The organism is Pseudoalteromonas sp. A601 (assembly GCF_002165575.1).
Taxonomy (GTDB): Bacteria; Pseudomonadota; Gammaproteobacteria; order Enterobacterales; family Alteromonadaceae; genus Pseudoalteromonas.
This window is the reverse complement of sequence record NZ_MXQF01000010.1, coordinates 154,463-180,781: the sequence shown is the minus strand read 5'-3', so window position 1 is coordinate 180,781 and position 26,319 is coordinate 154,463. Positions and strand designations below refer to the sequence as shown.

Genomic DNA, 26,319 nt, shown 5'->3' with positions numbered 1-26,319 from the left:
TGATCACTTAATAAATAGCATTGGTATAAGTTAAAATGAGCAAAATTTTGTAGCTGATAGCTGATAGCTGATAGCTTATGGTTTGTTCTTTTTCTGTGCGTGCTTTTGTTCTGCTTTCTTAACGTGTTTGCTGATCCACTTGGTCATTTTTGCCATTAATGCTGGCGGGAAGTCGTGGCCCATACCGTTTACTATCTTTAATTTTGATTTGCGAATCTGTTGGGCGGTTTGCTTTCCGGCGGCGACTGGCATGACAGGGTCTAAACTGCCGTGTATAACGAGGGTACGAACGTTTATTTTAGGCATTAAATGTTGCCGGCAATCACTAGCAGCAATGGCGGCGAGTTGACGGTTAAAGCCTTGTGGGTTGTGTGCTCTATCTACTCCTAATGTGGCTTGTTTACGCAAAGCTTGTTCGTTTTGAGGGTACGCTGGACTGCCAATTAATTGATTGAGCTTTATATTATAATGTATAGCACTATCACGACTAAATTGACGCGGACGGTGTTTTGCCAGCTGTAAAAATAGTTTTAAACTCGATGCAGAGAGTTTTGGCTTGCCAGAACTCGACATAATGGAGGTTAAACTTAGAACCTTCTTTTTATTTTTTGCGGCAATCAATTGCGCAATCATTCCTCCCATTGATGCACCCACTAAATGTGCTTTTTTGATTTTTAATGCGGCCATTAATTCTAATACATCACTTGCCATATCATCTAACGTATATGGAATATGGGTTTTAATAGGTAAACGTTTACTTAGCCAGATTTTAAATAGGTTAGGGCTACCAAATTGATCAAGTTGGCTTGAAAGCCCGGCATCGCGGTTATCAAAACGGATTACTCTAAAGCCTTTAGCTACAAGGCCTAAATATAACTCATCAGGCCATACCGTGAGCTGCGCACCGAGACCCATAATTAAAATTATAACAGGCGCGGTTCTATCGCCTGTGTCTTCATAATTAATGATAATCCCGCTTTTGGTTTGAACTGTCAGCATACTTAACTGGTTACAAGGTTTTGCGTAGTTTTAATAGAGTATAGCCATAATACGGTACTGGATCATGGCTAGAAATATGAACTTTATAAGTTAATAACCAGCACTTTTGCGTAACTCATCTAGTATATCTTGGTTGCCAATCATTTCATCAAGCGCTGCTCTGACCGCACTATCGGAGGTGTCGTTATATACTGCAAGTAGGTGTTGCGCCATTTGTTGCGTGTAGTCATCTTTCTGATTTTGGGATTGGTAGTATTGCGCCACCAAACCTTGAGCGGCTAAGCGACGAACATAATCATTCGAGTCTCGTTCTAACAAGTTGGTAAACTGCTCTGCTAGGCGCTGATCCAGTATCGGTGCTTGAGTTGTTAACTCGATAGCTTGGATTTTAAATTTTTCGTCGCTACTGCTATTCGCTAAATTTAAAATGTTGCCTACTACTTCATAGTCATATTCAGGCATGCTCGATTTATTCAAGATAAACATATTCATTTGCAGTTGGCTCAGCGCCGCTAATCTATCTAAATCTGCCATATTTGGGTCTAGTATTTGCTCTCTTAATTGGGCGTTTATTTGTTTTGCATAGTCAGGTTCTGATTTGATTCTTAAATCATAGTCTTTTGGTAAGTCAGCGTAAAAGCCATAAAGCGGGTTCTGTTCGCGCAGTTCTTCAGCTTCTTGTTTCTGTTTTTCTTCTAACACATTAAGTACCAGCTCTTTAAATTCGTCGGTATCTTGATCTTGATAAGAGCCTGGTGTCTGTAGTTTTAAGTTAGCGATTTGGCGTTGTAGCGAACTCACTTTCTTGTGTAGTTCGTCAATTAAGGCTTCATTTGATTGCTGGTATTGTGCAGGAGTCCTAATAGAAATTGTGGGGCTTGGCTGTTGCTGCTTGGGTTCATTAAGCGAACTAGGCTTGTCTTTAAAAAATGCTCCGTAGCATGAAATTACCAAGGCAAGTGTTGCTATGGTGATCGCGATAGTTCCTTTGTTTATAGCCATAAAATAATCCGCCTCTAAAATGGGTAATTTATCTTTTTTGGTTATAAAAGTCTGTTAAAAAGTGTGTTAAATGAAGATAAAAGATATGGGCCAATAAAAATGCGGTGTTCACAGAGGCTATAAGCGCTAGGCCCAAGCCTAGCGCATAAAATTTAATGTAGCTTTGCGTATTGCTCAGCTTGTTTCCAAACTCTAAGCATATTGCCACTTAAAATCTTTTTAATGTCTTTGTCGCTGTAGCCTCTGTTCATCAAACCCTGCACTAGGTTAGGGTAGCTTGAAACATCTTTTAAACCAATTGGTAATGAGTCACCCACACCGTCATAATCAGAGCCAATCCCCACATAATCGATACCAATTAGCTCAACAACGTGATCAATATGATCAAGCACCTGCGCAAGACTAGCAAACGGGTAGGGGTTTTTAGCACGATACGCGGCATCAAAATCTTGACTTAATTTAGTGCCTTCTTTTTTTGCCGACTCTTTTTTACTCTTTAACTGCTTGCCCCAAGCACCTGCTTTAGCGGTTACAAAGCTTGAACCAAAATTGATTTGGATAACGCCACCGTTCTTTTTCAGTGCTAATAGCATGTCATCATCCATATTGCGCTCAAAGCCAGGGGTGTATTTGCGTAATGAAGAGTGTGAGGCGATGACAGGCACATTTGAGATTTCCATTACTTGATAAAATGCATCATCAGAAATATGCGATACATCGACCAACATACCAATGTTGTTCATTTCAGTGACCAGCTTTTTACCAAATGGGCTTAAGCCTTTCCACTTACGACGTATATCGTAAGATGAGTCAGAAATATGGTTACTTTGCGAATGAGCTAAGGTGATATAACGCACCCCACGGTCAAAAAAGTGTTTCAGGCTATTCATGTCACCTTCAATAGGTGAGCCGTTTTCCATACCCATCGCAATCGACATTTTATTGTCTTTAAATTGCTGCTCGATATCTTGTGTTGAGTCTGCAATAGCAAATTTATCAGGAGCACGTTGCACAATCGCTTCCATGCTATCAATTAATTGATTCGCTAGCTGAAAGCTTTTTCCTTTGCCTTCAAATTCTAAATGAGCGGGAATATAAATCGACATAAATGGTGCATTTAAACCCCCTTTAACTGCGCGTGGGTAGTCAAAATCACCGCCTTTCGTCGCTTTCGTTACATCTGCCCATCTAGCATGAATACGGTAAGGAACATCAATATGCGTATCGATTAAAATGGTATCTTGGGTGAGTTTGATTGCTTTATCTGAAGGGGTGACCGTTTCTGCCTGTGCTTGGCTGGCAAGGGCGAGTGAAATTGCGATCACGACTGAGCTTAGTTTTATCATTTTTAATGGCTCTTGAGGTAAAAGAACCATTGTGAAGTTTTATCATGAGGCTGACAAGTTTACTCGTTAAATTGCTCTTCACTTTGCATAGCTTTGAATTCGTTTTTCGAAATAATGGTGACCGACTCGTGAAGCTCAGAGAAAAATACCATTGCATCGCCATTTTTTAATTGCTGGTTAACTTGTGCAACTTTACTTTCAATACTGAACTCTTGTTCGCCGTAATCGGTGCCTTCGCGTAAAACGTAACTTTCAATTAAGTTATAAAGTGTGTCTTTATCGAGTTGCTGGTGTGGAATGATCATAACTGCTCTTATTAACTAGCTGATTGAAATACTCTGGCACGACTTGTTCTAACCAATACACAGGTTTAAATGGGTTGTTACCTGATATAAAGCCGACGTGGCCGCCCTTTTCTGAGATGCGCAGCGTAACATGTTCACTTACATCTTGCCTACTTGGTACTGCTTTTATTGATAGCATAGGATCGTCTTTCGCATGCACAATTAAAGTTGGCGTAGTAATGTGTTTTAAATAGGGTTTAGCACTGGCTTGTTGGTAGTAATCTTCTGCGCCGTCAAAACCATGTAGAGGGGCGGTTAGTTGATCGTCAAATTGCCATAAATCATCAATTTTCATTAATTGCTCTGGCGTTAAATCGATTTGCTGCTTAATTTGCGGCAATTTACGACGCATTGATTTTTTCATCCGGTCGAGTAAATATTTTTGATAAATTTTACCTAAGCTTTTGCGAATAACTTGGCATGATGGTGATAAGTCATACGGGGCAGATACAACGGCTGCGCCGTCAAATAAACAGTCATCACCTTGTTCACCAACATACTTAGCCAATACATTACCACCTAATGAAAAGCCAACCGCAACCATAGGGCGATTTGGAAACTGCTGTTTAAGTTGCTTAACAAAAAAATCAAGATCGCCAGTTTCACCACTGTGATAAGCTCGAGGTAATTTATTAGCTTGCGACGAACAGTTGCGAAAATGCATTAAAACAACACTATAACCCTGCTTTTTTAGCTCCTTCATCATGCCTTTGGCATAAAAACTGTTAATGTTGCCTTCAAGGCCGTGTAATACAACGGCAAGCGGTGCTTTGTCATTTTTTGGTAATGACCAAGCGAGTTCTAAAAAGTCGCCATCTGGCGTATCAAGTAGCTCTAATTGGTAGCGAGTAGTATGAAAAGGCCTAAAAAACCGTGGCATAATAGTTTGCACATGACGATTACTCATCCACCATGCAGGCTTAAATTTTGAAAGCATTATTTAAAACTGTTCAGCTAATTTAATTATGAGTGTAACAAATTTTTCGCAATAAAAAGCCCCTAATCAAACAAGTTGATAGGGGCTTTGCGCGTCGTGCTTAATGTAGTTGGTTAGGAGTGTCATCGTCGTGTACTTTTTTTATAAAAAAATACACAAAGAAAAGGCATAAACTAATAACAACACCTAAAAAACCAAATGATAAAAATAGTACTGGGTCGCTAAAAAAATCTCTAAAGAATACGTCCATAACCGCCTCCTAATGTCTATGGGTTAATCATAGGCTGGTTTGACTGAGGCTGATATGATCCAGATCAAGCTATTTTCCTAAGTTGATTAGCAGTGATATAGAAGTTGATTTGGATCAAAATTGCCAAGAGAAGTTAGCGAGTTTGCAAGGGGAAAGCTGAAAGTTACCAGGTAATGAATTTCAAGGTCGTCACTTATAGCGACAATTTTGCAGTAAGTTTGCTGAGCTAAATCACGGCTTTGTTTTTTTAAAGCGTAGTGCCTCTAAACCTCTTTGTGAGTAAGTTACTTAAGATCTTTTTGCACAAGGAAGAGAATGAGAAGCAAATGAGGGGGTATGAAAAATTTGATTGCTCGTGGGAAATGGCTTTAGCCATGAATTATGTCATTAATAAAATTAACGCGCTAAAGCACGACCCACATGAGGGCTTTTACAAATAGAGCCTTGTGTTATTTGGCGCGCTGCAAGGGGTTAGAGCAAAGCTATTAATTGTGGTTATTAACATCTGTTGCTGCTGTTTTTCTAGCTTTAGCTCAGTACTGAGTAGTTCTTTACGAATTATAGCGTAATCTGCAATCTCGGTTTGATTGGCTTTTAAATAGCCGCGGGTAGCACGTAGGGGAGTTAATACCTGCTGGTCAAATTCACTAATGGATTGTTCAAGCTTGTTTAGTTGGTTTTGGCTAATTGCTAGATTGAGAGAATCTAGGTAATACAGCAACAAGTACAGGTTGACGTTTTTACCTTGCTGGTTTTGATAAGCCAACAGGCGCGTTTGCATGTCACCTTTACTGTAAAGGTCACATGCAAATTGCCAAAAATCATCGCTGTTAAGCCAGTTCATCGGCAAACGCTTGTTCTTTTTCTTCCATCTCTTCAAGGGCCATGAGTAGCTCTTCTTCAATGTCGTTTACTTTAGGTGTTAATGTCGCTTGTTTGCTAATTAACTCTTTTAGTTTGGCTTTGTTGTCATCGTGATAAAGCTCGTTATCGCCCAGTGCAACTTCCACTTCGCTAAGTTCTGCGGAGTGTTTATCGAGTTGCTTTTCAAGTTTTTCAATCTGCTTTTTAAGGGGCTGAATTGATTTTCTAAACTCCGCTTCTAAGCGCTTTTGCTCTTTACGGTTAACTTGTGAGTTTGCTTTTGGTTCGTCATCAGTTTGCCCAACCTTGGCAGCTTCTTTATTGGCATTGAGTAACCATTGGTAGTACTCGTCTAAATCATAGCCAAACTGAGTGACTTCGCCGTTATCAACCAAGTAATATTCGTCAGCAGTGTTTTTTAGCATATGGCGATCGTGCGATACGGTCACCATTGCGCCTTCAAAGCCTTGCAATGCCATAACAAGAGCATGACGCATTTCTAAATCAAGGTGGTTAGTAGGCTCATCCAGCAGCAATAAGTTTGGCTTTTGATAAACTAGCATGGCTAAAACGAGGCGGGCTTTTTCACCCCCAGAGAATGGGGCAACTGGCTCAAGAGCTTTGTCGCCTATAAACGCAAAACCGCCTAAAAAGTCACGCAGTGATTGCTCACTAGCTTTTGGGTTTAAACGTTGTATATGTGTAACAGCGCTGGCTTTTAAATCTAAGGATTCCAATTGATGCTGAGCAAAGTAGCCAATGTTTAAACCCTGATGTTGAAATACTTCACCGGCTTGCGGTTGCAGTTCGCCAGCTAGGAGTTTAATTAAAGTCGATTTACCCGCGCCGTTACGACCGAGTAATGCAATGCGACTACCGGGTACTAAGTTAAGTTTTATGCTATCTAAAATAGTCACATCACCATAACCTGCTTTGGCTTTATCAAGTGTCATGAGTGGGTTAGGTAAAGCAAGTGGTTCAGCAAATTCAAAATCAAACGGCGAGTCGGCATGTGCTGGGGCAAGCTTTTCCATGCGCTCAAGTGCTTTAACACGGCTTTGTGCTTGTTTAGCTTTACTGGCTTTGGCTTTAAAGCGCGTAATAAATTGCTCAAGGTGGGCAATTTGCTCTTGTTGTTTTTCAAACATTGCTTGTTGTTGCAATAAACGCTCGGCTTTTTGGCGCTCAAATTGCGAGTAATGGCCTTTATAAACGTTAATCTTTTGCTGGTCGATATGCCAAATCTGATCAACCACCGCATCCAAAAACTCACGGTCATGAGAGATCAATACTAGTGTGCCTGTGTAAGCACGTAAAAAACGTTCGAGCCAATAAACTGCGTCCAAGTCTAAGTGGTTAGTTGGCTCATCCAGCAGTAGTAAATCAGCATCGCGGATAAGGGCTTGGGCTAGGTTTAAACGCATACGCCAACCACCTGAAAACGCACTGACAGGGTTTTCAATCTGGTTATTGGCGAAACCTAAACCGTGCAATAGCTCGCCCGCTTTGGCTTCTATGCTGTAGCCTTTTATATTTTCTAGCTGAATATGTACTTTAGCTTGTGTATCGCCATCGTTATTTTGCTCGGCTTTACGTAGGGCAATCCGTAACGCGTAATAATCAGGGTGGCCTTGTAGTACGTAATCAATCGCGCTTATTTCAAGCGCAGGGGTTTCTTGTTTTACTGATGAAATAGACCAATCTTTAGGAATGGTATAATTACCTGCATCTAATGAAAGCTCTGACTTTAACAAGCTAAATAAGGTAGATTTACCGCAGCCGTTAGCGCCTACTAAGCCTACTTTATGCTCCGGAAATAAGGTTGCTGAAGCATCTTTTAACAGTGCTTTACCGCCACGTAATAGTTCTATTTCTGAGATTTGGATCATGAATACGTTACTTTACTGTGCCCTGATTGAATTGCCTATATCATAGCACGGATCGACTTATGGTTATCAATCGTATCACCTAGGTAGATATTAGGATAAAATGATAGCAGTTAAAACTGTGGAGAAGTGGTGTGAAACAGAGAAAACGATTTATTGCGGGTGCAACTTGTCCTGAATGTAAAACCATGGATATGATGATGTTATATAAAGAGCATGACGTTGAAAAGGTTGAGTGTGTTCAGTGCGGTCATAAAATGACTCAGCCAGAGCAAGCTGTGCAAGCATCAACACGCCAATTTGAACAAGTGATTGGCGTGTTTAAGCCGGGTGACTAACCGCTTGTTTAATAATGCGGTGGCGGTGGCTCTTGCATTTGCGACATCAAAGAGGGCTGTTGCGACTCTTTTATTTTCTCAGCCAGTAGTTCTGTTTGGCGCTTCATTTTAGCCAACAGCTGCTGGTGAGCTTTAATTTCATCATTTAATATATCAATCGTTTCATCTTGAAAGGCCACTTTTGCCTCAAGTTCCATTAAGCGATGTTCAATTGTGTTCATTAGCTTCTCGTATAGTAAAGCGCTCAGCGATTCCGCTGGAGCTTTCGGTTAACAACGCAGTATCGTTATCAGTAAACGCGACATCTAACACCACCGCCGATTTAGGCTTACTGCCTTCGCGCGGAGTGACTCGCCAGCTTTGAATATTTTCACCATCGGCTATTTGCCATAAATCAACTAAGCGGTTAGGTGATCCAGTTAACAACAAAGTTGCTTGTTCGTTAAATCGAACCGCAGTAAAAATTTTCTGACGGGCAATATACTTTAGTTTGCTAACAAGATCACCTGTTGTCAGCTGCCATACATGTGCTTGTGCCATACTGTCTGCGGTAAAGGCGTAGCGACCTTGTGGATCAAGGGCTACTTGGGTTACACGGTTAGGGTGGTTAAAGCGGTGAATGACTTGGCCGCTTTGCGTATCCCAAAAGTAAGCAACGTAGTCGTTTGAGCCACTTAGTGCAAAGCGACCATTGGGAGAGAGGTCTACCACGTTAATTTTTTCTTGGTGACCAAGGAACTCAATGCGCCGGCCGGTCTCTAAGTTGAGGTAAACAACAACATTGTCGCTACGGCCATATAAAACACTGCGACCTTGATTGCTAATAGCGATATCGCGAATGGTGGCGGTTTTTATTTTATAATAACCAACGTTGTCACCAGTATTGATATCCCATACGGCAAACGTGGTTTTTTCTGCGGTAACGGCATGGCTGTTATCAAAGGCTATGGCCACGGTGTGTACCAGACTATCCTGGTCTTGTTGCTGAAACCATTGATATTTTAGTACCTGTTGTTGATTATCCCATAGGGCGACCCCATGGTGTATAGATGAGATCAGGCTATACTGGCCATCGTGAGAAAGTGCAGAGGCAAACGCGCCACGAGCTGCATGCTCATAGCTGGCAGTCGCGTGTTCTTTTTGTTCTGAGCAAGCAATTAATAAAGTGCAGCTCAGAAGATACAAAAAAGTACGAAATATCGACATATTACAGGTATTTCCCCTTAACTCTTGTTGACTGAGAGGTTAGACTAGGACGCGATAAAGGTCGAGGTCGTTTATCTAATGATTTGAAATTGGCATATCGCCGTACTCAGTAATTAGATAAGCAGCCTATCATGTAGGCCGTTAATCTTTAACTAGTAATAATACAATAAATGACATCTGCAAAGTGTGTCGGAGATTTAAAATGAAAAAGACGATTAAATTGTCATTGATTGCAGCGTCAGTTTTAGCGCTTACGGCTTGTAATCAAGAAGCAAAACAAGAACAAGCAGCACCAGTTAAGTTAGAAACTGAAGCACAACAACAAGCATACGGTATTGGTGCATCAGTTGGTAACTTCTTAAATAAAGACTTAGCCGATAAAAAAGAGCTAGGTGTTGAGCTTGATCAAGCACTACTTATGCGCGGTTTTGAAGATGCACTTGCTGGTGAGTCTAAGCTTGATGAAGAAAAAATCCGTGAAGTGTTAACGGCACTTGATACATCTGTACGTACTAAGCAAGAAGCTCACGCGAAAGTAGAAGCTGAGAAAAGTAAAGCTGATGGTGAAAAATACCTAGCTGATAATGCTGCAAAAGAGGGCGTTACAGTGACTGAGTCAGGTCTTCAATATGAAGTGATCACTCAAGGTGATGGTGAAAAACCTGTGGCGACAGACGTAGTTAAAGTACATTATCAAGGTACTTTATTAGACGGTACTGAATTTGATAGCTCTTATTCACGTAATGAGCCAACAACTTTCCCACTTAATCGTGTTATTCCTGGTTGGACTGAAGGTCTACAGCTTATGCCTGTTGGCTCTAAGTACAAGTTCACAATCCCTGCTGATCTTGCTTACGGCGACCGTGACTTAGGTAAAATTCCAGCTAACTCTACACTTGTTTTTGAAGTAGAACTACTTGAAATTCAAGATGAAGAGCAAGCTGCAGCTGCTGAGTAATTTACTCAAGTTAGCAAAAAGGGGCCATTTGGCCCCTTTTTTAATGCAACTTAAAAAGCTTAATCAGTGTGATTAGAATACAAGTTGTCAATGAGTTCATCTTCAAGCTCAAAACGTAGCTCTAATGCTTCACCTAATTTAGATAAGTCATTATCAAAATCATTTAATAACTCATCTTTAGCCACCTCTGCGTATTTATCATTAAAATCCAGAGCAATATCTGTAGTATCAGAAATACGAGGGTATAGGTCGTTGGCAAGCTGTTGGCTTTTTTGGCCTTTTTGCTCACATGCTTTTGCTATATCGTCATAGACCTCAAAGTGCCCAGCTGATAAATAATCCATTAATATTTGGCAAAAGCTTTGAATTTGTAGTTGATCAGGCAAAGCATGATCTTTTTTATCATAAGGAGCAAAACCTGCAATTTTACAATAAAGTACTAATAGCTCTTGGCGCTCTGTTAACCATTTGTCGATTATTGTGTGGCTACCGCCCCATTTTTGTTGAGCTTTTTCCAAACGCGTCAGCATGATTATTCTCCTAAGCTGGGTTGGTTTTCTTTATATAACAATGAAATATGCAGCAAAGATCAACACATTTTTTTATTATTTCGGTAACAAAATTTGAACTGAATGATATATAAGCAGTTTTTATATATTATTAGTATTATTTCAGACAAGAAAAAACCACCATAAAGGTGGTTTAATTTCTTTTCCATGACTTGTTTAAACAAGCTTTCTTTTTGTTATGGGAAGATTTTTATTATTGTTGTTATATAATTTTTATTGTTGTTATTGTTAACGCAGGACAAGTTATACCAAGCTTTTTACCATGTTGCAAACTTATTAATGATAAATTTCAAATGTTATTTTTGTTACTCGACTTTTAAACGTTAAATAAAACCCTTGATCTGCATCTATCAATCTATGTTTTAGCTTCATTGCAATAGAGCACTTGGCGATATGGTGATACAATCTGCGCAATATATATCAGCTTTAGGATCCTTTACGCTATGAGCGAATTAAAAAACGACCGTTATTTACGTGCACTACAGAAACAACCCGTTGATGTGACTCCGGTATGGATGATGCGCCAAGCTGGCCGTTATTTACCTGAATACCGCGCTACACGTGCACAAGCGGGCGATTTTATGAGCCTATGCAGAAATGCTGAACTAGCCTGTGAAGTAACTTTACAGCCGCTTCGCCGTTATCCACTAGATGCCGCTATTTTATTTAGCGATATTTTAACGATTCCAGATGCGATGGGCTTAGGCTTGTACTTTGAGACCGGTGAAGGCCCTAAGTTTGAACGTCCGATTTCATCATTAGCTGATGTTAAAAAAATTCCAAAGCTTGACCCAACGGATGAGCTTGGCTATGTAATGAACGCCGTAAGTACTATTCGCCGTGAGTTAAAAGGTGAAGTGCCACTAATTGGTTTTTCTGGTTCACCATGGACTTTAGCCACTTATATGGTTGAAGGCGGTAGCAGCAAAGTATTTGGCAAAATCAAAAAAATGGCGTTTGCAGAGCCACAAACACTGCACTTATTACTTGATAAATTAGCTGATTCAGTGATTGATTACCTTAATGCGCAAGTAAAGGCCGGTGCTCAATCACTTATGGTTTTCGATTCATGGGGTGGTGTATTAAGCCCGCGTGATTACAACGAGTTTTCATTGCAGTACATGCATAAGATTGTTGATGGTTTAATTCGTGAATATGACGGCCGTAAAGTGCCTGTAACACTATTTACTAAAAATGGCGGTCAATGGATAGAAGCAATCGCGGCAACAGGCTGTGACGCTGTAGGGCTTGATTGGACTATCAATATTAGTGATGCTAAACGTCGTGTTGGCGATAAAGTGGCGTTACAAGGTAATATGGACCCATCAATGCTACACGGTACGCATGATCGCATTCGCCAAGAAGTCGGCACTATTTTAGAAGACTTTGGTACTGGTAATGGTCATGTATTTAACCTAGGTCACGGTATTACACCAGATGTAGATCCTGAAAACGCAGGTGTATTCATTAACGCAGTACATGAGTTAAGTGCGCAATATCATAAATAATAGCCGTTAAAATAACGAGCCATACGTTATTTGCCTAGTAAAAAGCCCGCTAATTTTAAGCGGGCTTTTTGTTGTCTTTTAAGGCGCTTTTAAATATGGGTTATTTAAATAAGCGGTTTAAACCATTTAACGCCGCAACACGGTAAGCCTCAGCCATGGTTGGGTAGTTAAATGTAGTATTTACAAAGTAGTCGATATTATTGCCACCATTTTTTTGTTCCATAATGGCTTGGCCAATGTGAACAATTTCAGAGGCACGCTCACCAAAGCAATGTACGCCAAGTACTTCTTTAGTTTCAGTATGAAATAATATTTTTAAACTGCCTACTTCAGTGCCGGCAATTTGAGCACGTGCTAAGTGTTTAAACTGTGCACGGCCTACTTCGTACGGTATTTTAGCCGCAGTAAGTTGTTGCTCGGTTTTACCGACTGAACTCATTTCAGGAATGGTATAAATACCCGCCGGAATATCAATGATCAGCTTTTCATCGCAATTACCACAAGCGATGGCATCAGCTGCAATTCGGCCTTGATCAAACGCGGCACTGGCAAGGCTTGGGTAACCAATTACATCACCCACCGCGTAAATGTTATCAACCTCGGTTTGGTAGGTTTCATTTACTTTTAATTGCCCACGGCCATCCGCGTTTAAACCTACTGCTTCAAGGTTTAAACCATCGGTGTTACCCGTACGGCCATTGGCAAATAAAATACAATCAGCTTTAACGCGTTTGCCTGATTTTAAATGCATTACTACACAGTCATCACGGGTTTCGATACGGTCAAATTCTTCATTATGGCGAATAACAATACCGCTATTCCAAAAGTGGTAGCTTAATGCGTCTGATATTTCAGCATCCATAAACGCCAATAAGCGATCACGGGTGTTCACTAAATCAACCTTCGCGCCTAAACCTTTAAAAATAGACGCATACTCACAGCCAATTACACCAGCGCCATAAATTAATACGCGATGTGGGTCATGCTCAAGGCCTAAAATTGTATCGCTGTCGTAAATACGCGAGTGATCAAAGTCGACTTCTGGCGGGCGGTAAGGGCGTGAACCAGTTGCAATAACAATGGTCTTTGCTGTTAAACGCTCAGTTGAGCCATCAAGGCGAGTGATTTCAACGGTATTTTTATCAACAAAGCTCGCATCACCTTGAAACAAGTGAATACGATTTCTATCGTAAAAGCTACTACGTAAATTAGATTGCTTTGAAATAACCGAACTTGCATGACGCAAAATATCAGGGAAGGTTAAGCGGCTTGGTCGCTCGCCCACATTAAATAGTGGGTTGGCTTTATACTCAATATAACGGCTAACAGAGTGACGTAGCGCTTTTGATGGAATAGTGCCCCAATGTACGCAACCGCCTCCAACACCTTCTTGGCGTTCGATCACCGCTACTTTTTTGTTGCTTTTAGATAGGTTCATGGCGGTACCTTCACCGCCAGGACCCGTGCCTATAATAATCGCATCATATTGAAACGATTGTTGCTCTTTCTTTACTTGTTGTTTGGCCACAGCCACTCCTACATTAACTAAAAGAGGCTTTTAATAACCTCGCATTCAGTGCTAGCCATGCTTGCTTTTGTGTTTCCCAAGCGGCTTCTAGCTCATGGTATTGTGTAATTAAAGCTGATTTTTCGCATTGTTGCAGCATGTTATTCTTTTTAACTTCAAGTACCTGTTTTTTTAGGGCACAAAAGTGTTGTAGCTTTTTCAACAATAAATCATATTCTTGCTGCAATAATGTAAGCTTATCTTGCGCTAATGGCAATTTAGCTAAGCGAACTTGCGTTTTGTTCATTAAAGTTTCGGCTTTTGCTTTTTCAATACGCTCTACCGGCGTGCGCTTAAGCTTTTTAGCTAACCCAACAGCAGCTAAAGAGCGGATCATCCATTTGGTGGGGTCATAATGAAACCATCTAATGCCATTGCGGTAATCGCTGGCAAAAATATGATGGAAGTTATGATAACCCTCACCATAAGTAAACAGCGCTAAAAAGCCGTTATCTCTTGCTGTATTTTTTTCAGTGTAAGGGCGAGAACCCCAAATGTGTGCCACTGAATTGATAAAAAAGGTAAAATGCTGACTTAACACCAAACGCAATAATCCTGCTAATAATAGCATACCAAACACATCGCCGACCATTAAACCAAGTGCTAATGGAATACCAATATTAGTAGCAAGTACTAGCTTCATGTAGTGACGGTGTTGCCACATCACTACTTTATTACGTTGTAAGTCACGGCAGTTGCTGTAATCACCATAGCTGTCACCTTGATAATCACGAAGCATCCAACCTATATGGCTATACCAAAAACCATTGGTTGCAGCGTATGGGTCTTTGATTGGGTCATCTACTTGACCATGATGAATACGATGATCGCTACTCCAATGCAATGCACTGTTTTGTAATGCAAAGGCCCCACCTAGAGCAAAAAATACTTCTATAGCTGGGTGGGCATCGTAGGTTTTATGAGCCCATAAACGGTGATAGCCAGCTGTTATCGACATACCGGCGTAAAACATACAGCCGACAAATGCAATCCAGTGCGCGCTGGTAAATCCGTAGGTAATTCCATACCAAGGGACTAAAGTAGCCGCAGCTAAAAAAGTTAGGCTAAAGAACAGGACATTGGTCCAAATAATAGGTGGTTTTTTCATCTTTTAAAATCTGAGCGTACACTTGTAAGCTAAAATAATATTTCATTCTCTCGCCGTCAAGTATTAGACTGACGAATTCACATAAAAGTCATCATAAATTGATTTAAATTAAATCAGGAGTAGTTCATGTCGGGTGTTCGCGCGCAACAGAAACAAAAAACACGACAAGCATTAATTGAGGCGGCATTTAATCAGCTAAGTGCTGATCATAGTTTTTCTAACCTCAGTTTACGTGAAGTTGCTCGCGAAGCGGGTATTGCGCCTACCTCGTTTTATCGACACTTCAAAGATATGAATGAGCTGGGCTTGACTATGGTGGATGAAGCTGGCCTAACACTGCGCCAACTAATGCGCCAAGCACGACGCCGTATTGCCAGTGGCGGCAGTATTATTACCACTTCTGTTGTGACCTTTATGGAGTTTATTGATAACTCAAGTAACCAATTCAGGTTACTACTACGCGAACGCTCAGGCACTTCCAAAGCATTTAGAGCCGCAGTTGCCCGTGAAATTAAACATTTTATTTTAGAACTAGCCCACTACCTTGAAAGCGAAACCCCTTGCGATGCGACGCATGCCTATATTCAGGCCGAAGCTATGGTAACACTGGTGTTTAATGCTGGCGCAGAAGCCCTTGATATAGAAGGTCAGCAACGTGATGAACTGGTAGAGCGAGTAATTTGGCAACTACGTTACATTACTCGTGGCGCAAGTAATTATGTAAGAGAAACCAAAGCTGAAAGTGAATAAATAAGAAAAAGTAAGATGAGTTAATCTAAGCAGTGGTTTTAGCTGCATTGGTTTAATACGGTTTATATTTTATATTTACATAATAAATAATTTGTTTTTTTTATTATGTTGGATTTTTTATTCTTTATGTGGCATGTTTTTTCAGTTTGTTAGGAATTATTATGCTTGCATGCTCGGCTGTGAGGTGTTAAAAATAGGGCTCACTGAACACACACATTTAGTAAAGATGATGAAAAATACACAGTTAATTACATTAAAACTAAACCTCTTACTGCTAACGTATGTAAGCGGGGATTAGTGTATTTTCATTAGAAAACATTAAAAAACCCCGCAATATGCGGGGTTTTTTTTATCTCGCAACTAGGGCAGCTGAGAATTAAGGGTAGATTATGCAAGATAAAGACAAGGTATGGATTTTCGACACCACATTGCGTGACGGTGAGCAGGCGCTTAAAGCAAGCCTAACTGAAGATGATAAAATCCAACTGGCGCATACTATTAGTCGTCTAAATGTGGATGTGATGGAAGTGGGCTTTCCGGTTTCGAGCCCTGCCGATTTTCGTTCAGTACAACGCATTGCCACTGAAGTGAAAGGGCCTATTATTTGTGGTTTAGCACGCTCTGTTGCTAAAGACATTGAAGCCTGCGGTGAAGCATTACGCACGGCGCAACAAAGCCGTATTCATACTTTTATCGCTACCAGCCCGCTGCACTTAGAACACAAACTACGTATGAGCTTAGATGACGCGACAGCCATGGCGGTTAAATCAATCAAACTTGCGCGTAATTATACAGATGATGTGGAGTTTTCATGTGAAGATGCGGGCCGTACGCCACATTGGGATTTATGTAAAATTGTAGAGCAGGCTATCAATGCGGGTGCATCTACGATTAACTTACCCGATACCGTTGGTTTTGTAACGCCAGACGAATACGCGGCGATGATCCATCATTTAATGAATAATGTGCCAAATATAGATAAAGCCCGTTTGAGTGTGCATTGTCATAACGACTTAGGGTTGGCAGTTGCAAACTCAGTTGCGGCTGTTCAAGCTGGCGCACGCCAAATAGAATGTACTATCAATGGTATTGGCGAACGTGCGGGTAACTGCTCGCTTGAAGAAGTGGCGATGATCATGAAAATGCGCCAAGACCACTTAAAAGTACATACCGATATTCGCAGCGAAGAAATTTACCGCGCTTCTCGCCAAGTGGCAAAAATTTGCAATATGCCAGTGCAACCGAATAAAGCCATTGTTGGTGAAAACGCATTTGCTCACAGTTCTGGTATTCACCAAGACGGTGTATTAAAAGCGCAAAATACTTATGAAATCATGTCGCCAGAAAGCGTTGGCGTGCCAAATAACCAATTAAATATGACCTCACGTTCGGGGCGTCATGTTATTGAACATCGCTTAGAAGAGTTAGGTTATCAAAAATCTGATTACGATATGGATAGTTTATACGCAAGCTTTTTAGTGTTAGCGGACCAAAAAGGCACGGTTTACGATTACGACCTTGAAGCGATGATCTACTTTAATCAAATCAATGATAAAGACGAAAAATATCAATTAGAGTTTGTTAACTCAACGTCTAATTCACAGTCGGTGGCAAGTTCAACTATTGGCATGACTATCGGTGGCGAATCGAAACAAGAAGCCGCAACCGGCAACGGACCAGTTGAAGCGTCATTCTTAGCGATTGAGCGCTTAACGGGTATGGCTGTTGAAATGATTGAATTTAATTTAGAAGCCACAGGTGAAGGTGCCAGTTCATTGGGGCAAGTCAATATTATAGCTAAATACGATGGTCGCCCTTATCACGGAGCGGGCATAGCTGCGGATGTGGTTGAAGCGTCAGTACGCGCCATGATCCGTGTTTATAACTTAATTTATCGTGCACAAAAAGTGTCTGATTTAAAACAACAAAGGAAAGCAGGATGAGTCAAACAAATTACAGCGTTGCGGTATTAGCAGGCGACGGTATCGGCCCTGAAGTAATGGCAGCAGCAGAAAGCGTGCTTGATGCAGTAAGTAACAAGTTTGGCTTTACCATGACTCGTCATCCTCACGCTATTGGCGGTGCAGCAATTGATGAGTTTGGCAAAGCATTACCAGATACAACGCTTGCAGCGTGTGAAAAGGCCGATGCGATTTTATTTGGCTCAGTAGGTGGCCCTAAATGGGAGCACTTACCTGCTGATGAACAACCAGAACGTGCTTCTTTACTCCCACTGCGTAAGCACTTTGGGTTGTTTTGTAATTTACGCCCAGCCCAGCTATTGCCAGCATTAAGTGCAGCTTCACCACTACGTGCAGATATTAGTGAACGTGGTTTTGATATTTTATGTGTGCGTGAGCTAACAGGTGGTATCTACTTTGGAGATAAAGGCCGTACAGGTGAAGGTGCTGATGAAGCTGCATTTGATACACAAACTTATTCGCGCAAAGAAATAGAACGCATTGCTCGTTTTGCTTTTGAAGCGGCAAAATTACGCAGTAATCATGTTACATCAGTTGATAAAGCGAACGTACTCGCATCAAGCGTGTTATGGCGTGAAGTGGTAACGGATGTCAGCAAAGACTACCCTGAAGTCAGCCTAGATTATATTTATGTTGATAACGCAGCAATGCAATTGGTTAAGCAACCAAGTCAGTTTGATGTATTACTTTGTGATAACTTGTTTGGTGATATTTTGTCTGATGAATGCGCGATGATCACAGGTTCTATGGGGCTATTACCTTCAGCGAGTTTGAATCAATCGGGTTTTGGTATGTATGAACCTGCTGGTGGCTCAGCCCCAGATATTGCAGGCAAAGGCATTGCTAACCCAATCGCACAAATTTTAAGTGCGGCGCTGATGTTGCGTTATTCGCTAGGTCAAGACGAAGCGGCGCGCAGTATTGAAAAAGCAGTAGCAGAAGCCGTGGAAGCGGGTGTAGGCACACCAGATATTTATCCAAATGGTGGATACACTACAAGTGATGTTGCAGCAGCAATCGTTTCACGCATCTAAATATTTTTATAGCCGAAGCACCGTTATGTTTCGGCTCAAAACAGCATTAGGGAATTAGCAAGTGGCCCAAACTTTATACGACAAAATCTGGCAAGCACACGTAGTTGCCAGTATTAATGAGCAAACTGACTTACTTTATATTGACCGTCATTTAGTGCACGAAGTAACCTCGCCGCAAGCGTTTGCAGGCCTTCGTGAAAAAAATCGTAAAGTACGTTGCCCAGAAAAAACCATCGCAACGATGGATCATAATGTATCGACTAAAAGCCGATCACTTGATGCCGCCAGCGAAGTATCAAAGAACCAATTAATGGCGCTTGATGCAAACTGTAAAGAATTTGGTATTACGCTTTACGATTTAAACTCAATTAATCAAGGCATTGTGCATGTAATGGGGCCTGAGCAAGGGATTACCTTACCGGGCACCACCATAGTGTGTGGCGATAGTCATACCTCAACTCATGGTGCATTTGGTGCGCTTGCTCACGGTATTGGCACTTCTGAGGTTGAACACGTACTAGCGACGCAAACGTTACAACAGAAAAAAGCCAAGTCATTAAAAATTCAAATCAATGGCGTTTTACGCCCAACAGTGACAGCCAAAGATTTAATAATGGCGGTTATTGGTAAGCTAGGTACTGCCGGTGGTACAGGCTATGTAGCAGAGTTTTGTGGTGAAGGTATTGAAGCGTTATCAATGGAAGCACGTATGACGCTGTGTAACATGAGCATCGAAATGGGCGCGAAAGCCGGTTTAATCGCTCCAGATAAAACTACTTATGATTACTTAAAAGGTCGCCCATTTGCACCAAAAGGCGCGGACTTTGATGCAGCTATTTCCTATTGGGAAACGTTAAAAACTGACAAAGGTGCGCAGTTTGATTTAGAAGTAGAACTAGAAGCGAGCAGCATTCAGCCGCAAATTACTTGGGGTACTAGCCCTGAGCAAGTTATTGGCGTAGATGAATTTATTCCGGATCCAGACAAAGAGCCTGATTTAATTAAAGCTGATGCAATTCGTAGCGCACTTAAATACATGGACTTAAAAGCGGGAGAAAAGCTGTCATCAGCAAGCGTTGATACCGTATTTATTGGCTCATGTACTAACAGTCGGATTGAAGATTTACGTGCTGCTGCTCATATTGTGCAAGGTAAGCAAGTTGCTGCTGGCGTTGAAGCGTTAATTGTACCGGGCTCAGGCTTGGTGAAAAAACAAGCGGAAGACGAAGGCTTGGCCGATATTTTTAAAGCCGCAGGCTTTGAATGGCGCGAGCCGGGTTGTTCAATGTGTTTAGCAATGAATGATGACCGTTTAGGTGCAGGCAAGCGCTGTGCATCTACCTCAAACCGTAATTTTGAAGGTCGCCAAGGTCGCGGCGGACGTACACACTTAGTGAGCCCTGCAATGGCCGCAGCGGCAGCAATACATGGTCGTTTTGTTGATATTAGAGGAGAAGCTTAATGAGCACTTATTTTAGCGGCTTAATGGCCCCACTAGATAAAAACAATGTTGATACAGACCAAATTATTCCTAAGCAGTTTTTAACATCAACCAGCCGTGACGGCTTTGATGCAGCCTTGTTTTATGATTGGCGTTATTTAGATAACGGCGAGCCAAACCCAGAGTTTATTTTAAATCGCCCTTGTTACCAAGGTGCGCAAATATTGCTAACTCGCGATAACTTTGGCTGTGGCTCATCACGTGAGCATGCACCTTGGGCACTTAAACAATACGGTTTTGAAGTGATTTTGGCTGAAAGCTTTGCTGATATTTTCTTTAATAACTGCGGTAATAACCAAATGCTTGCGATTGCATTACCAGCGCAAACATTGGAAAATTTATTTGTACTGAGTGAACAACATGACGATATTCATATCGACATCGATCTTGAAAATCAAACGTTGACCAGTAACAAGTTTGCACCAATTAGCTTTGATATTCGTAAAGACGTAAAAGAGCGTTTATTAAGTGGTTTAGATTTTATCGGCGTAACCGAAACGCTAAATCCGCAAATCGACGCCTTTGAAGCAAAGCTTAACGCTGAGCGTCCTTGGCAGTAGTGGTTTAAAAGTGATTAAATAATGAAACGCGGCTCAGGCCGCGTTTTTTTATGGTTAATATATATAAGCAATCGTCAAACCTAGTACTGTAAGTGCAAAGCAAATAGTCATATTAATAGTTTTAAGCTTTTTAAATTGACTAATTTTTGGGTCATCTAGGGTTGAGAAAAAGCCATTTTTGAGTGATTCATTAAAATTAGCAGTCAATGTGGAGCGTGAAGTATCGCCTAGTGTATTTTGCGTTAATTGCTCCCACTGAGTTGGGTATGCCTGCGCTAAGTGTGTAAGTAAGGCGTTATATTTTCGATTTTGTATAATAAATAGTGCACAAATTAAAATGAACGACAGCAATGGGTAACTTCCCATCATTCCTTCCTTATTTTTGTTTATCTTTTATTAACCGAACATAAGTTGTTTTTCATTTAAGTTCAACAGTGATGGCCGCTTTTGTTTTATTTTTAGACTCGCTAACTTTTATCTCACCTACTTATAGCTGAACTGCCATTCACCGCGATTACTTCCTTTGTCTTTAGTAACAAGCTAAGGTGGGCTTTTTATCTATTAGGAACATGCTATGAAGTTATTAACTGCTGCAACCTTATTTTTGGCATCAACTGCTGTGTTTGCACGCCCAGCACCGTTAGTGTCTATCCCTAGCCATGATGGCTTTTTTGATAATATTGCCGCCCATTGTGGTAAAGCTTACGAAGGAACCGTAACAGTTGATAATGCTGCTGGTCCTAGTTCGTTTGCGGGTAAAAAATTAATCATGCATGTTCGTAAATGCACTGATAGTGAACTGCAAGTGCCATTTCACGTTGGCGATGATGCCTCACGTACGTGGATAATTACAAAAACAGGCAGTGGCTTGAGTTTAAAGCATGATCATCGCCATAAAGATGGCTCTGATGATGTATCTACTATGTACGGTGGTCATACGATTGATGCGGGTTTTGAGAGCGTGCAGTCTTTTCCTGCTGATCAATACTCAAAAGAATTGTTTGTTAACCAAGGTATTCCACAATCAATGGGTAATACATGGCAAATGTATATTTACCCTGAAAAGTTTACTTACCGCTTGATTCGCCAAGGCCGTGAATTCCGTGTTGATTTTGATTTAACTAAACCAATTACTCCACCTGCTGCACCTTGGGGTTATAAAGATTAAAAGCAAAGACTAGTCTTTTGTGGGCTCAGTCTCACATTGCAGTAATACAGTTAAAGGTGGCTGATATTTACGAGGTTTGGTCGGGAAACGGTCATATTCTTGTACGCCGTCAGTCACTTTTAACATAAAGGTATTGCCACGACATAGACGGTTAGCATGACGAAGTAAAAACACGCTTTGGTTTTTAAAATGCTGATAGTCGTCAGATTGAATTTCTAAGTGGTAGTTATTATCGTCAATTTGAGTTTGATAGTAATGCACTTTTTCGTCAAAGTCGTAGAGCTTTTCGGTTTCTCCTTTTTCTGCATAGGCAGTATTACACCCCGCTAATATCATAAGAATAAAGATACTTGTGAGGTTTTTGCTCCATTTTCCTGTCATAAACCTTGTACTCCATTATTGTATTGCGCACGCGATTTAACTACAGTGGTGCTTCAGCTATGAGTTAAGTCTAACACCCCAAAAGGGAAAATGTGATGTTCAAACAAATAAAACAGCTATTTTCAACTTTTAATGATCAGCCAAATCAGATGCAAGAGCATGATCTGAAAACAGCGGTCGCGGCATTATTAATTGAGGTTATGCGTGCAGATACCCAGCAGCAAGATGATGAGCTTAAAACGTTAACCTTCACACTTAAAAAGTATTTTCAGTTAACGGATGAAGAAGTTGACGAGCTGATGCAAAGCGCAGGTAAAAGCTTAGATGATGCGATTGATTATTTTCAATTTTCTAAGCAAATCAATAATCAGTGCAGTGCACAGCAGCGTATTGAGATAATTGAACTACTTTGGCGCTTGGCTTATGCTGATGGTGAGCTTGACCCGCAAGAAGAATATGTAATACGCCGTGTTGCTAACTTACTTTACGTAACTCATGAAGACTTTATCGCCGCTAAACTAGCCGCGACAAAGCTTTAGTTAGTTGTAGTTGTGGTGGCTAATTACTTATTTAGTTTACTGGCAACGCTTACAAGTTGTTGCGCCAAGCCTGCTACTTTGTCAGCGGTAACAGGGTCGCTAATGCGGCCAGTTTCATCAAGTACAGTATGAATGGCAGGCACCGCTAGTTGATCAGCTAACACTAAGCTACCAATACCCGATAAAATATCGCGTACATGATTCAAACCACGTAATCCACCTAAACCACCTGGTGAAGAGGCATATAACGCTGTCACCTTGTTACGAAATGCAGGTACTGCGCCTTGCTCGGTGCGTGAAGCCCAGTCAATCGCATTTTTAAGTACCGCAGTGATTGAGCCATTGTATTCTGGGCTGGCAAGTAAAATACCATCAGCCGCGCGAAGCTTGTCTTTTAAAAGTTGTGCTCCTGCTGGTGTTCCTTGTGCTTCAATGTCTTCATCAAACAATGGCAAATTTAAATCAGCGAGTTTGATTACCTCTACTTCTGCGCCGCTTTCTAATGCAAAGCGGGCTGCTTCGTTGATCAATTTTTGATTGAAGCTATCTTTACGTAAGCTGCCTGCTAAGGCAATAATTTTTGGTGCAGTCATGGTGTTCGCCTCAATTAATTTAGTTTGTCTGTCTGTTAGCTACTTTAGCAAATATTTACTTGCAGAAAAGCCAAATAAACGCAAAACTTATGTGCATAAATGCACACAAGTGCAAAGGAGCTTATATGGCAATACAATTTGATGACTGGCAAGATGTAAAGGTTGCTTATGAAGTGGCGCGATTGGGCACGCTCACCGCTGCGGCGGAAAAGCTCAACGTACATCATAGTACGGTACTTAGGCGTATTAATAACTTAGAGCAAAGCGTGAATGCACGTTTATTTCATCGTCATGCTCGCGGTTATAAAGTGACAGAGATCGGCGCTAAGTTATTTACAACAGCGCAATCTATTAATAGCGAACTTGAGCGGCTACATAACGATATAATTGCGGCTGACAGCACCTTGCGCGGCAGTTTATTGCTTACCACCGTGAGTGGTTTTATTGATGTATTAAGTGATGTGTGTGAGCAGTTTCAAAGCTTACACCCGCAAGTGCAATTAGAAGTGATATTAGATCAAAAACGTTTGCGGCTGGACCATGGACAAGCGCATATTGCAGTACGTGCAGGCCCTCGCCCAGATGAGGGGGATTATATTGCGCAGCACTTAGCGCATTTATCATCAGGCTTTTATGCGTCTAAACGCTACATAGCCAAACACGGATTGCCTAAATCATTAAAGCAGCTTGAATTACATAATTTTGTCTCGGGGGTTGCAGGTTACAATGGCAAAGTACCTTACTTTGCGTGGGTTGATCAGCACATTCCAGCTGCGCAAGTGAAACTAAGAGTATCAGAAACCTCCGAAGCAACACGAGCAATTGTGAAGGGGTTGGGTATTGGCGGCTTACAGCATGATGTTGCGGCACAATATCCAGATTTAGTGCCGGTATTAGCCAGTGAGTTAAGTTGGCCCACCGATTTATGGCTTGTAACGCATCATTTAGTGCATCGTACTGCGAAAGTGCAAGCGTTTAGTCAGTTACTAAAAGCATATTTCAAAGAGCGTAAATTAGGCTGATGTGGCATTGCAAAAATTTAGGTGATGCGATGCTGTCAGGTATCGAACTTGATAAAATAAAACAACAAGCTAAAGCAGCCGATGCGCCTTTATTTGTGCGTTATGTGGCAAAATATGGTTTGCATTGTGAAGTGATTGTTTATTTTCCACCAGCGGCAAGTGAACTGGCTAAACAGTGTTTAGCCAGTCCGTGCTTAGCGCCTGATCAACAAGATTTAACGGCACTTTAAATATTACAGTGTCTTTTTAATTGTAATTCCGAGTCGCTTAGCAAGTCTCACTAAATTGGCTCTATCAATATTTAAAGTACGTGCAGTTGCCGCCCAATTAAATTCATGATGCGCTAATTGTTGAGTAATTAGATGGTGGGTAAATGCGTCAGTTGCTTGCTTTAACGAAAGCTCTGATTCATGCGGTTTTGGTCTCGGTATTAATGGCGAAACAGTTTTACTGGTTGTCAGGTTTAGCTCACAATGTTCTGGCTCTATGGTGATGATTGCTTGTTGCCATTGGCTTTGCTTAGCCTTTAAAGCTGCACGGCTAATAACATGTTCAAGTTCACGTACATTACCTGGCCAGCTGTATTGCGCTAGTGTGAGCTGTGCCTCGACACTAAGTTTGAGTTGTTCAATCGCCAATTTACGGGCGGTTTTTTCGATAAAAAATCCCGCTAACAGTATTACATCGTTTTCGCGCTGATTTAAAGGTGGAACATGCAATGGGTAGACACTTAAGCGGTGATATAAATCGGCCCTAAAACGTCCTTGTGTTACTTCATCTTTTAAATTGCGATTTGTTGCGGCAATTACTCGTACATCAACATATTTTACCTTATCTTCGCCTACGGTTTGAATTTCACCACTTTGTAATACACGTAATAATTTACTTTGCATTGCCAATGGCAGCTCACCTATTTCGTCTAAAAACAGCGTCCCTCCGTCTGCTAGCTGGAATTTTCCTTGGCGGGCACTTTCAGCGCCTGTAAATGCCCCTTTCGCGTGGCCAAAAAACTCACTTTCGGCTAGGTTTTCCGGTAATGATGCGCAATTTAAGTGGATAAGGGGTTGTTGGCTACGTTTTGAATGCAGGTGAATATTACGTGCGACGAGCTCTTTGCCTACTCCAGTATCGCCTTGAATTAATACACTAAACTCAGAGCCTGCCACGAGTTTTATATCATTTTTTAAGCTTTGCATCGCAGCGCTTTGCCCTATTATTTCAACGCCATCACGAGTAAGTGCCTCACGGTTTAGCTCTTGTACTAATGCATTACTGTGCTGCGCGTGATTTTGATATTGCTGTAACAACAAAGTGGTTTTTAACTGGGTAGCACAGAGCTGACTCAATACGGCTAACTGTTGTAAATCATACTCATCAAACGCTTTTGCATTGAGGCTATCTAGGGTAATCACTGCGAGTAAATCATCGTTTTTATCGAGTAAAGGCATGCCTAAGCAGGCGTGTACCGGAATATCTCCTTGCTTACAACTGAGCAAACCATCGTATGGGTCTGGAAGTGGACAATCTTGAGCAAATTGTAGTGGCTGGCTTGCGTTGCAAATCGCATGTAGGCGAGGGTGGTCGTTGATCACAAACCGTCGACCTAAAGTGTCAGGCATCAGGCCGTGAATAGCCATTGGTTTTAAGACGTCATCTTGGCGAATGAGTAAAGCGATAGCATCACTAGGCAGCGCTTTTTTTACACACTCAATAATATGTTGGTAGTGGCAGTGAGGTTGTTCAATAACAGCGAGCTGCATTGCTGTCTTAAGAAGTGTTTCAGTAGTGATCATGTCAAATTGACTCTTATGTGTTTTTGCCTTTCACTACGATAGGTCATTATGACTCACCTGTCAAAGGGTTAAATAGTAACCTGTTGATAGTAAGGTTATTTTAAACTTGGCTCG

At 41.3% G+C, this 26,319-nt stretch carries 29 protein-coding genes; 12 read left to right on the top strand and 17 right to left on the bottom strand.

Features of this window, described 5'->3' with window-relative positions; translation table 11 throughout:
- Positions 1–75 precede the first annotated feature (75 nt).
- The 8 genes from B5G52_RS10700 to B5G52_RS10665 all read right to left on the bottom strand — a co-directional run bounded on the left by B5G52_RS10700 (position 76) and on the right by B5G52_RS10665 (position 7,631).
- Entirely contained in the window at positions 76–999 is a 924-nt protein-coding gene (locus B5G52_RS10700) for an alpha/beta fold hydrolase (RefSeq protein ID WP_087532631.1), read from the bottom strand.
- A 90-nt stretch (positions 1,000–1,089) separates the two neighbouring features.
- Complete coding sequence (locus B5G52_RS10695) at positions 1,090–2,001, bottom strand: HEAT repeat domain-containing protein (protein ID WP_087532630.1); 912 nt, start codon at positions 1,999–2,001, stop codon at positions 1,090–1,092.
- Positions 2,002–2,153: 152 nt separating this feature from the next.
- Entirely contained in the window at positions 2,154–3,347 is a 1,194-nt protein-coding gene (locus tag B5G52_RS10690) for a dipeptidase (protein ID WP_087532640.1), read from the bottom strand.
- 59 nt (positions 3,348–3,406) lie between these two features.
- A complete protein-coding gene (locus B5G52_RS10685) occupies positions 3,407–3,652 on the bottom strand; it encodes a YheU family protein (RefSeq protein ID WP_087532629.1) in 246 nt (81 codons plus the stop codon).
- Complete coding sequence (locus B5G52_RS10680; RefSeq protein ID WP_087532628.1) at positions 3,624–4,628, bottom strand: hydrolase; 1,005 nt, start codon at positions 4,626–4,628, stop codon at positions 3,624–3,626. The genes B5G52_RS10685 and B5G52_RS10680 overlap by 29 nt, the downstream gene beginning before the upstream one ends.
- A 100-nt stretch (positions 4,629–4,728) precedes the next feature.
- On the bottom strand, positions 4,729–4,878 hold the full coding sequence (locus B5G52_RS22065; protein ID WP_176372536.1) for a hypothetical protein: 150 nt from the start codon (positions 4,876–4,878) through the stop codon (positions 4,729–4,731).
- Positions 4,879–5,308: 430 nt separating this feature from the next.
- Positions 5,309–5,722 carry a TIGR02444 family protein gene (locus B5G52_RS10670; RefSeq protein ID WP_087532626.1) on the bottom strand — a complete coding sequence of 138 codons (414 nt, stop codon included), beginning with the start codon at positions 5,720–5,722 and terminating at the stop codon, positions 5,309–5,311.
- Complete coding sequence (locus tag B5G52_RS10665) at positions 5,709–7,631, bottom strand: ATP-binding cassette domain-containing protein (protein ID WP_087532625.1); 1,923 nt, start codon at positions 7,629–7,631, stop codon at positions 5,709–5,711. Before B5G52_RS10665 ends, B5G52_RS10670 begins: the two co-directional genes overlap by 14 nt.
- A gap of 131 nt (positions 7,632–7,762) precedes the next feature.
- On the opposite strand from B5G52_RS10665, the gene B5G52_RS10660 reads away from it, so the two are divergent.
- Entirely contained in the window at positions 7,763–7,966 is a 204-nt protein-coding gene (locus B5G52_RS10660; protein WP_087532624.1) for a YheV family putative zinc ribbon protein, read from the top strand.
- 8 nt (positions 7,967–7,974) lie between these two features.
- On the opposite strand, the gene B5G52_RS10655 is transcribed toward B5G52_RS10660, so the two are convergent.
- Together B5G52_RS10655 and B5G52_RS10650 are read right to left on the bottom strand one after the other, a co-directional pair.
- Positions 7,975–8,187, bottom strand: a complete 213-nt coding sequence (locus B5G52_RS10655; RefSeq protein WP_087532623.1) for a SlyX family protein — start codon at positions 8,185–8,187, stop codon at positions 7,975–7,977.
- Positions 8,174–9,172 (bottom strand): WD40 repeat domain-containing protein, encoded by a 999-nt coding sequence (locus B5G52_RS10650; RefSeq protein WP_087532622.1) that lies wholly within the window; start codon positions 9,170–9,172, stop codon positions 8,174–8,176. Before B5G52_RS10650 ends, B5G52_RS10655 begins: the two co-directional genes overlap by 14 nt.
- A 202-nt stretch (positions 9,173–9,374) precedes the next feature.
- Here B5G52_RS10650 and fkpA point away from each other — a divergent pair, with 202 nt between their 5' ends.
- A complete protein-coding gene (fkpA, locus tag B5G52_RS10645; protein ID WP_087532621.1) occupies positions 9,375–10,130 on the top strand; it encodes an FKBP-type peptidyl-prolyl cis-trans isomerase in 756 nt (251 codons plus the stop codon).
- A gap of 59 nt (positions 10,131–10,189) precedes the next feature.
- Here fkpA and rsd read toward each other — a convergent pair whose 3' ends face one another.
- Positions 10,190–10,660 carry a sigma D regulator gene (rsd, locus tag B5G52_RS10640; protein WP_087532620.1) on the bottom strand — a complete coding sequence of 157 codons (471 nt, stop codon included), beginning with the start codon at positions 10,658–10,660 and terminating at the stop codon, positions 10,190–10,192.
- A gap of 482 nt (positions 10,661–11,142) precedes the next feature.
- On the opposite strand from rsd, the gene hemE reads away from it, so the two are divergent.
- Entirely contained in the window at positions 11,143–12,207 is a 1,065-nt protein-coding gene (gene hemE, locus B5G52_RS10635) for a uroporphyrinogen decarboxylase (RefSeq protein WP_087532619.1), read from the top strand.
- A 100-nt stretch (positions 12,208–12,307) separates the two neighbouring features.
- Here hemE and sthA read toward each other — a convergent pair whose 3' ends face one another.
- Both sthA and B5G52_RS10625 read right to left on the bottom strand, forming a co-directional pair.
- Positions 12,308–13,735 carry a Si-specific NAD(P)(+) transhydrogenase gene (gene sthA, locus B5G52_RS10630; RefSeq protein ID WP_087532618.1) on the bottom strand — a complete coding sequence of 476 codons (1,428 nt, stop codon included), beginning with the start codon at positions 13,733–13,735 and terminating at the stop codon, positions 12,308–12,310.
- 13 nt (positions 13,736–13,748) lie between these two features.
- Positions 13,749–14,882 carry a fatty acid desaturase gene (locus B5G52_RS10625; RefSeq protein WP_087532617.1) on the bottom strand — a complete coding sequence of 378 codons (1,134 nt, stop codon included), beginning with the start codon at positions 14,880–14,882 and terminating at the stop codon, positions 13,749–13,751.
- Positions 14,883–15,008: 126 nt separating this feature from the next.
- On the opposite strand from B5G52_RS10625, the gene fabR reads away from it, so the two are divergent.
- The 5 genes from fabR to leuD all read left to right on the top strand — a co-directional run bounded on the left by fabR (position 15,009) and on the right by leuD (position 20,709).
- On the top strand, positions 15,009–15,632 hold the full coding sequence (gene fabR / locus B5G52_RS10620) for an HTH-type transcriptional repressor FabR (protein WP_087532616.1): 624 nt from the start codon (positions 15,009–15,011) through the stop codon (positions 15,630–15,632).
- Positions 15,633–16,021: 389 nt separating this feature from the next.
- Positions 16,022–17,575, top strand: a complete 1,554-nt coding sequence (gene leuA / locus B5G52_RS10615; RefSeq protein WP_087532615.1) for a 2-isopropylmalate synthase — start codon at positions 16,022–16,024, stop codon at positions 17,573–17,575.
- Complete coding sequence (gene leuB / locus B5G52_RS10610) at positions 17,572–18,648, top strand: 3-isopropylmalate dehydrogenase (RefSeq protein WP_087532614.1); 1,077 nt, start codon at positions 17,572–17,574, stop codon at positions 18,646–18,648. Before leuA ends, leuB begins: the two co-directional genes overlap by 4 nt.
- Before the next feature lie 61 nt (positions 18,649–18,709).
- Positions 18,710–20,110: a 3-isopropylmalate dehydratase large subunit gene (gene leuC / locus B5G52_RS10605; protein ID WP_087532613.1), complete on the top strand. Its 1,401-nt coding sequence runs from the start codon at positions 18,710–18,712 to the stop codon at positions 20,108–20,110.
- A complete protein-coding gene (leuD, locus tag B5G52_RS10600) occupies positions 20,110–20,709 on the top strand; it encodes a 3-isopropylmalate dehydratase small subunit (protein WP_087532612.1) in 600 nt (199 codons plus the stop codon). The genes leuC and leuD overlap by 1 nt, the downstream gene beginning before the upstream one ends.
- Before the next feature lie 54 nt (positions 20,710–20,763).
- On the opposite strand, the gene B5G52_RS10595 is transcribed toward leuD, so the two are convergent.
- Positions 20,764–21,078, bottom strand: a complete 315-nt coding sequence (locus B5G52_RS10595) for a hypothetical protein (RefSeq protein ID WP_140394316.1) — start codon at positions 21,076–21,078, stop codon at positions 20,764–20,766.
- Between the two features lie 205 nt (positions 21,079–21,283).
- Between B5G52_RS10595 and B5G52_RS10590 the strand changes: the two genes are divergently transcribed.
- Complete coding sequence (locus tag B5G52_RS10590; protein WP_087532610.1) at positions 21,284–21,877, top strand: hypothetical protein; 594 nt, start codon at positions 21,284–21,286, stop codon at positions 21,875–21,877.
- 9 nt (positions 21,878–21,886) lie between these two features.
- On the opposite strand, the gene B5G52_RS10585 is transcribed toward B5G52_RS10590, so the two are convergent.
- Entirely contained in the window at positions 21,887–22,258 is a 372-nt protein-coding gene (locus tag B5G52_RS10585; protein ID WP_087532609.1) for a hypothetical protein, read from the bottom strand.
- A gap of 95 nt (positions 22,259–22,353) precedes the next feature.
- On the opposite strand from B5G52_RS10585, the gene B5G52_RS10580 reads away from it, so the two are divergent.
- A complete protein-coding gene (locus B5G52_RS10580) occupies positions 22,354–22,797 on the top strand; it encodes a TerB family tellurite resistance protein (protein WP_087532608.1) in 444 nt (147 codons plus the stop codon).
- A 23-nt stretch (positions 22,798–22,820) separates the two neighbouring features.
- Here B5G52_RS10580 and B5G52_RS10575 read toward each other — a convergent pair whose 3' ends face one another.
- A complete protein-coding gene (locus tag B5G52_RS10575; RefSeq protein WP_087532607.1) occupies positions 22,821–23,390 on the bottom strand; it encodes an NADPH-dependent FMN reductase in 570 nt (189 codons plus the stop codon).
- A gap of 125 nt (positions 23,391–23,515) precedes the next feature.
- Here B5G52_RS10575 and B5G52_RS10570 point away from each other — a divergent pair, with 125 nt between their 5' ends.
- Positions 23,516–24,412: a LysR family transcriptional regulator gene (locus B5G52_RS10570; RefSeq protein ID WP_087532606.1), complete on the top strand. Its 897-nt coding sequence runs from the start codon at positions 23,516–23,518 to the stop codon at positions 24,410–24,412.
- The gene (locus B5G52_RS10565) at positions 24,412–24,642 is read left to right on the top strand and encodes a hypothetical protein (protein WP_087532605.1); all 231 of its coding nucleotides are present in this window, start codon (positions 24,412–24,414) and stop codon (positions 24,640–24,642) included. Before B5G52_RS10570 ends, B5G52_RS10565 begins: the two co-directional genes overlap by 1 nt.
- Before the next feature lie 3 nt (positions 24,643–24,645).
- On the opposite strand, the gene norR is transcribed toward B5G52_RS10565, so the two are convergent.
- Positions 24,646–26,205, bottom strand: a complete 1,560-nt coding sequence (gene norR / locus B5G52_RS10560; protein WP_087532604.1) for a nitric oxide reductase transcriptional regulator NorR — start codon at positions 26,203–26,205, stop codon at positions 24,646–24,648.
- Between the last annotated feature and the right edge of the window lie 114 nt (positions 26,206–26,319).

What these genes read in the sequence shown, in the direction of transcription:
- B5G52_RS10625 (WP_087532617.1), bottom strand. Translation starts at nt 14,882, where the DNA reads ATGAAAAAACCACCTATTATTTGGACCAATGTCCTGTTCTTTAGCCTA.
- B5G52_RS10595 (WP_140394316.1), bottom strand. Translation starts at nt 21,078, where the DNA reads ATGATGGGAAGTTACCCATTGCTGTCGTTCATTTTAATTTGTGCACTA.
- leuB (WP_087532614.1), top strand. Translation starts at nt 17,572, where the DNA reads ATGAGTCAAACAAATTACAGCGTTGCGGTATTAGCAGGCGACGGTATC.
- B5G52_RS10590 (WP_087532610.1), top strand. Translation starts at nt 21,284, where the DNA reads ATGAAGTTATTAACTGCTGCAACCTTATTTTTGGCATCAACTGCTGTG.
- B5G52_RS10580 (WP_087532608.1), top strand. Translation starts at nt 22,354, where the DNA reads ATGTTCAAACAAATAAAACAGCTATTTTCAACTTTTAATGATCAGCCA.
- B5G52_RS10695 (WP_087532630.1), bottom strand. Translation starts at nt 2,001, where the DNA reads ATGGCTATAAACAAAGGAACTATCGCGATCACCATAGCAACACTTGCC.
- B5G52_RS10680 (WP_087532628.1), bottom strand. Translation starts at nt 4,628, where the DNA reads ATGCTTTCAAAATTTAAGCCTGCATGGTGGATGAGTAATCGTCATGTG.
- B5G52_RS10670 (WP_087532626.1), bottom strand. Translation starts at nt 5,722, where the DNA reads ATGAACTGGCTTAACAGCGATGATTTTTGGCAATTTGCATGTGACCTT.
- B5G52_RS10655 (WP_087532623.1), bottom strand. Translation starts at nt 8,187, where the DNA reads ATGAACACAATTGAACATCGCTTAATGGAACTTGAGGCAAAAGTGGCC.
- B5G52_RS10575 (WP_087532607.1), bottom strand. Translation starts at nt 23,390, where the DNA reads ATGACTGCACCAAAAATTATTGCCTTAGCAGGCAGCTTACGTAAAGAT.
- hemE (WP_087532619.1), top strand. Translation starts at nt 11,143, where the DNA reads ATGAGCGAATTAAAAAACGACCGTTATTTACGTGCACTACAGAAACAA.
- B5G52_RS22065 (WP_176372536.1), bottom strand. Translation starts at nt 4,878, where the DNA reads ATGGACGTATTCTTTAGAGATTTTTTTAGCGACCCAGTACTATTTTTA.
- B5G52_RS10585 (WP_087532609.1), bottom strand. Translation starts at nt 22,258, where the DNA reads ATGACAGGAAAATGGAGCAAAAACCTCACAAGTATCTTTATTCTTATG.
- B5G52_RS10650 (WP_087532622.1), bottom strand. Translation starts at nt 9,172, where the DNA reads ATGTCGATATTTCGTACTTTTTTGTATCTTCTGAGCTGCACTTTATTA.
- norR (WP_087532604.1), bottom strand. Translation starts at nt 26,205, where the DNA reads ATGATCACTACTGAAACACTTCTTAAGACAGCAATGCAGCTCGCTGTT.
- B5G52_RS10570 (WP_087532606.1), top strand. Translation starts at nt 23,516, where the DNA reads ATGGCAATACAATTTGATGACTGGCAAGATGTAAAGGTTGCTTATGAA.
- B5G52_RS10690 (WP_087532640.1), bottom strand. Translation starts at nt 3,347, where the DNA reads ATGATAAAACTAAGCTCAGTCGTGATCGCAATTTCACTCGCCCTTGCC.
- B5G52_RS10700 (WP_087532631.1), bottom strand. Translation starts at nt 999, where the DNA reads ATGCTGACAGTTCAAACCAAAAGCGGGATTATCATTAATTATGAAGAC.
- leuD (WP_087532612.1), top strand. Translation starts at nt 20,110, where the DNA reads ATGAGCACTTATTTTAGCGGCTTAATGGCCCCACTAGATAAAAACAAT.
- B5G52_RS10665 (WP_087532625.1), bottom strand. Translation starts at nt 7,631, where the DNA reads ATGATCCAAATCTCAGAAATAGAACTATTACGTGGCGGTAAAGCACTG.
- B5G52_RS10565 (WP_087532605.1), top strand. Translation starts at nt 24,412, where the DNA reads ATGTGGCATTGCAAAAATTTAGGTGATGCGATGCTGTCAGGTATCGAA.
- leuA (WP_087532615.1), top strand. Translation starts at nt 16,022, where the DNA reads ATGCAAGATAAAGACAAGGTATGGATTTTCGACACCACATTGCGTGAC.
- fkpA (WP_087532621.1), top strand. Translation starts at nt 9,375, where the DNA reads ATGAAAAAGACGATTAAATTGTCATTGATTGCAGCGTCAGTTTTAGCG.
- fabR (WP_087532616.1), top strand. Translation starts at nt 15,009, where the DNA reads ATGTCGGGTGTTCGCGCGCAACAGAAACAAAAAACACGACAAGCATTA.
- rsd (WP_087532620.1), bottom strand. Translation starts at nt 10,660, where the DNA reads ATGCTGACGCGTTTGGAAAAAGCTCAACAAAAATGGGGCGGTAGCCAC.
- B5G52_RS10685 (WP_087532629.1), bottom strand. Translation starts at nt 3,652, where the DNA reads ATGATCATTCCACACCAGCAACTCGATAAAGACACACTTTATAACTTA.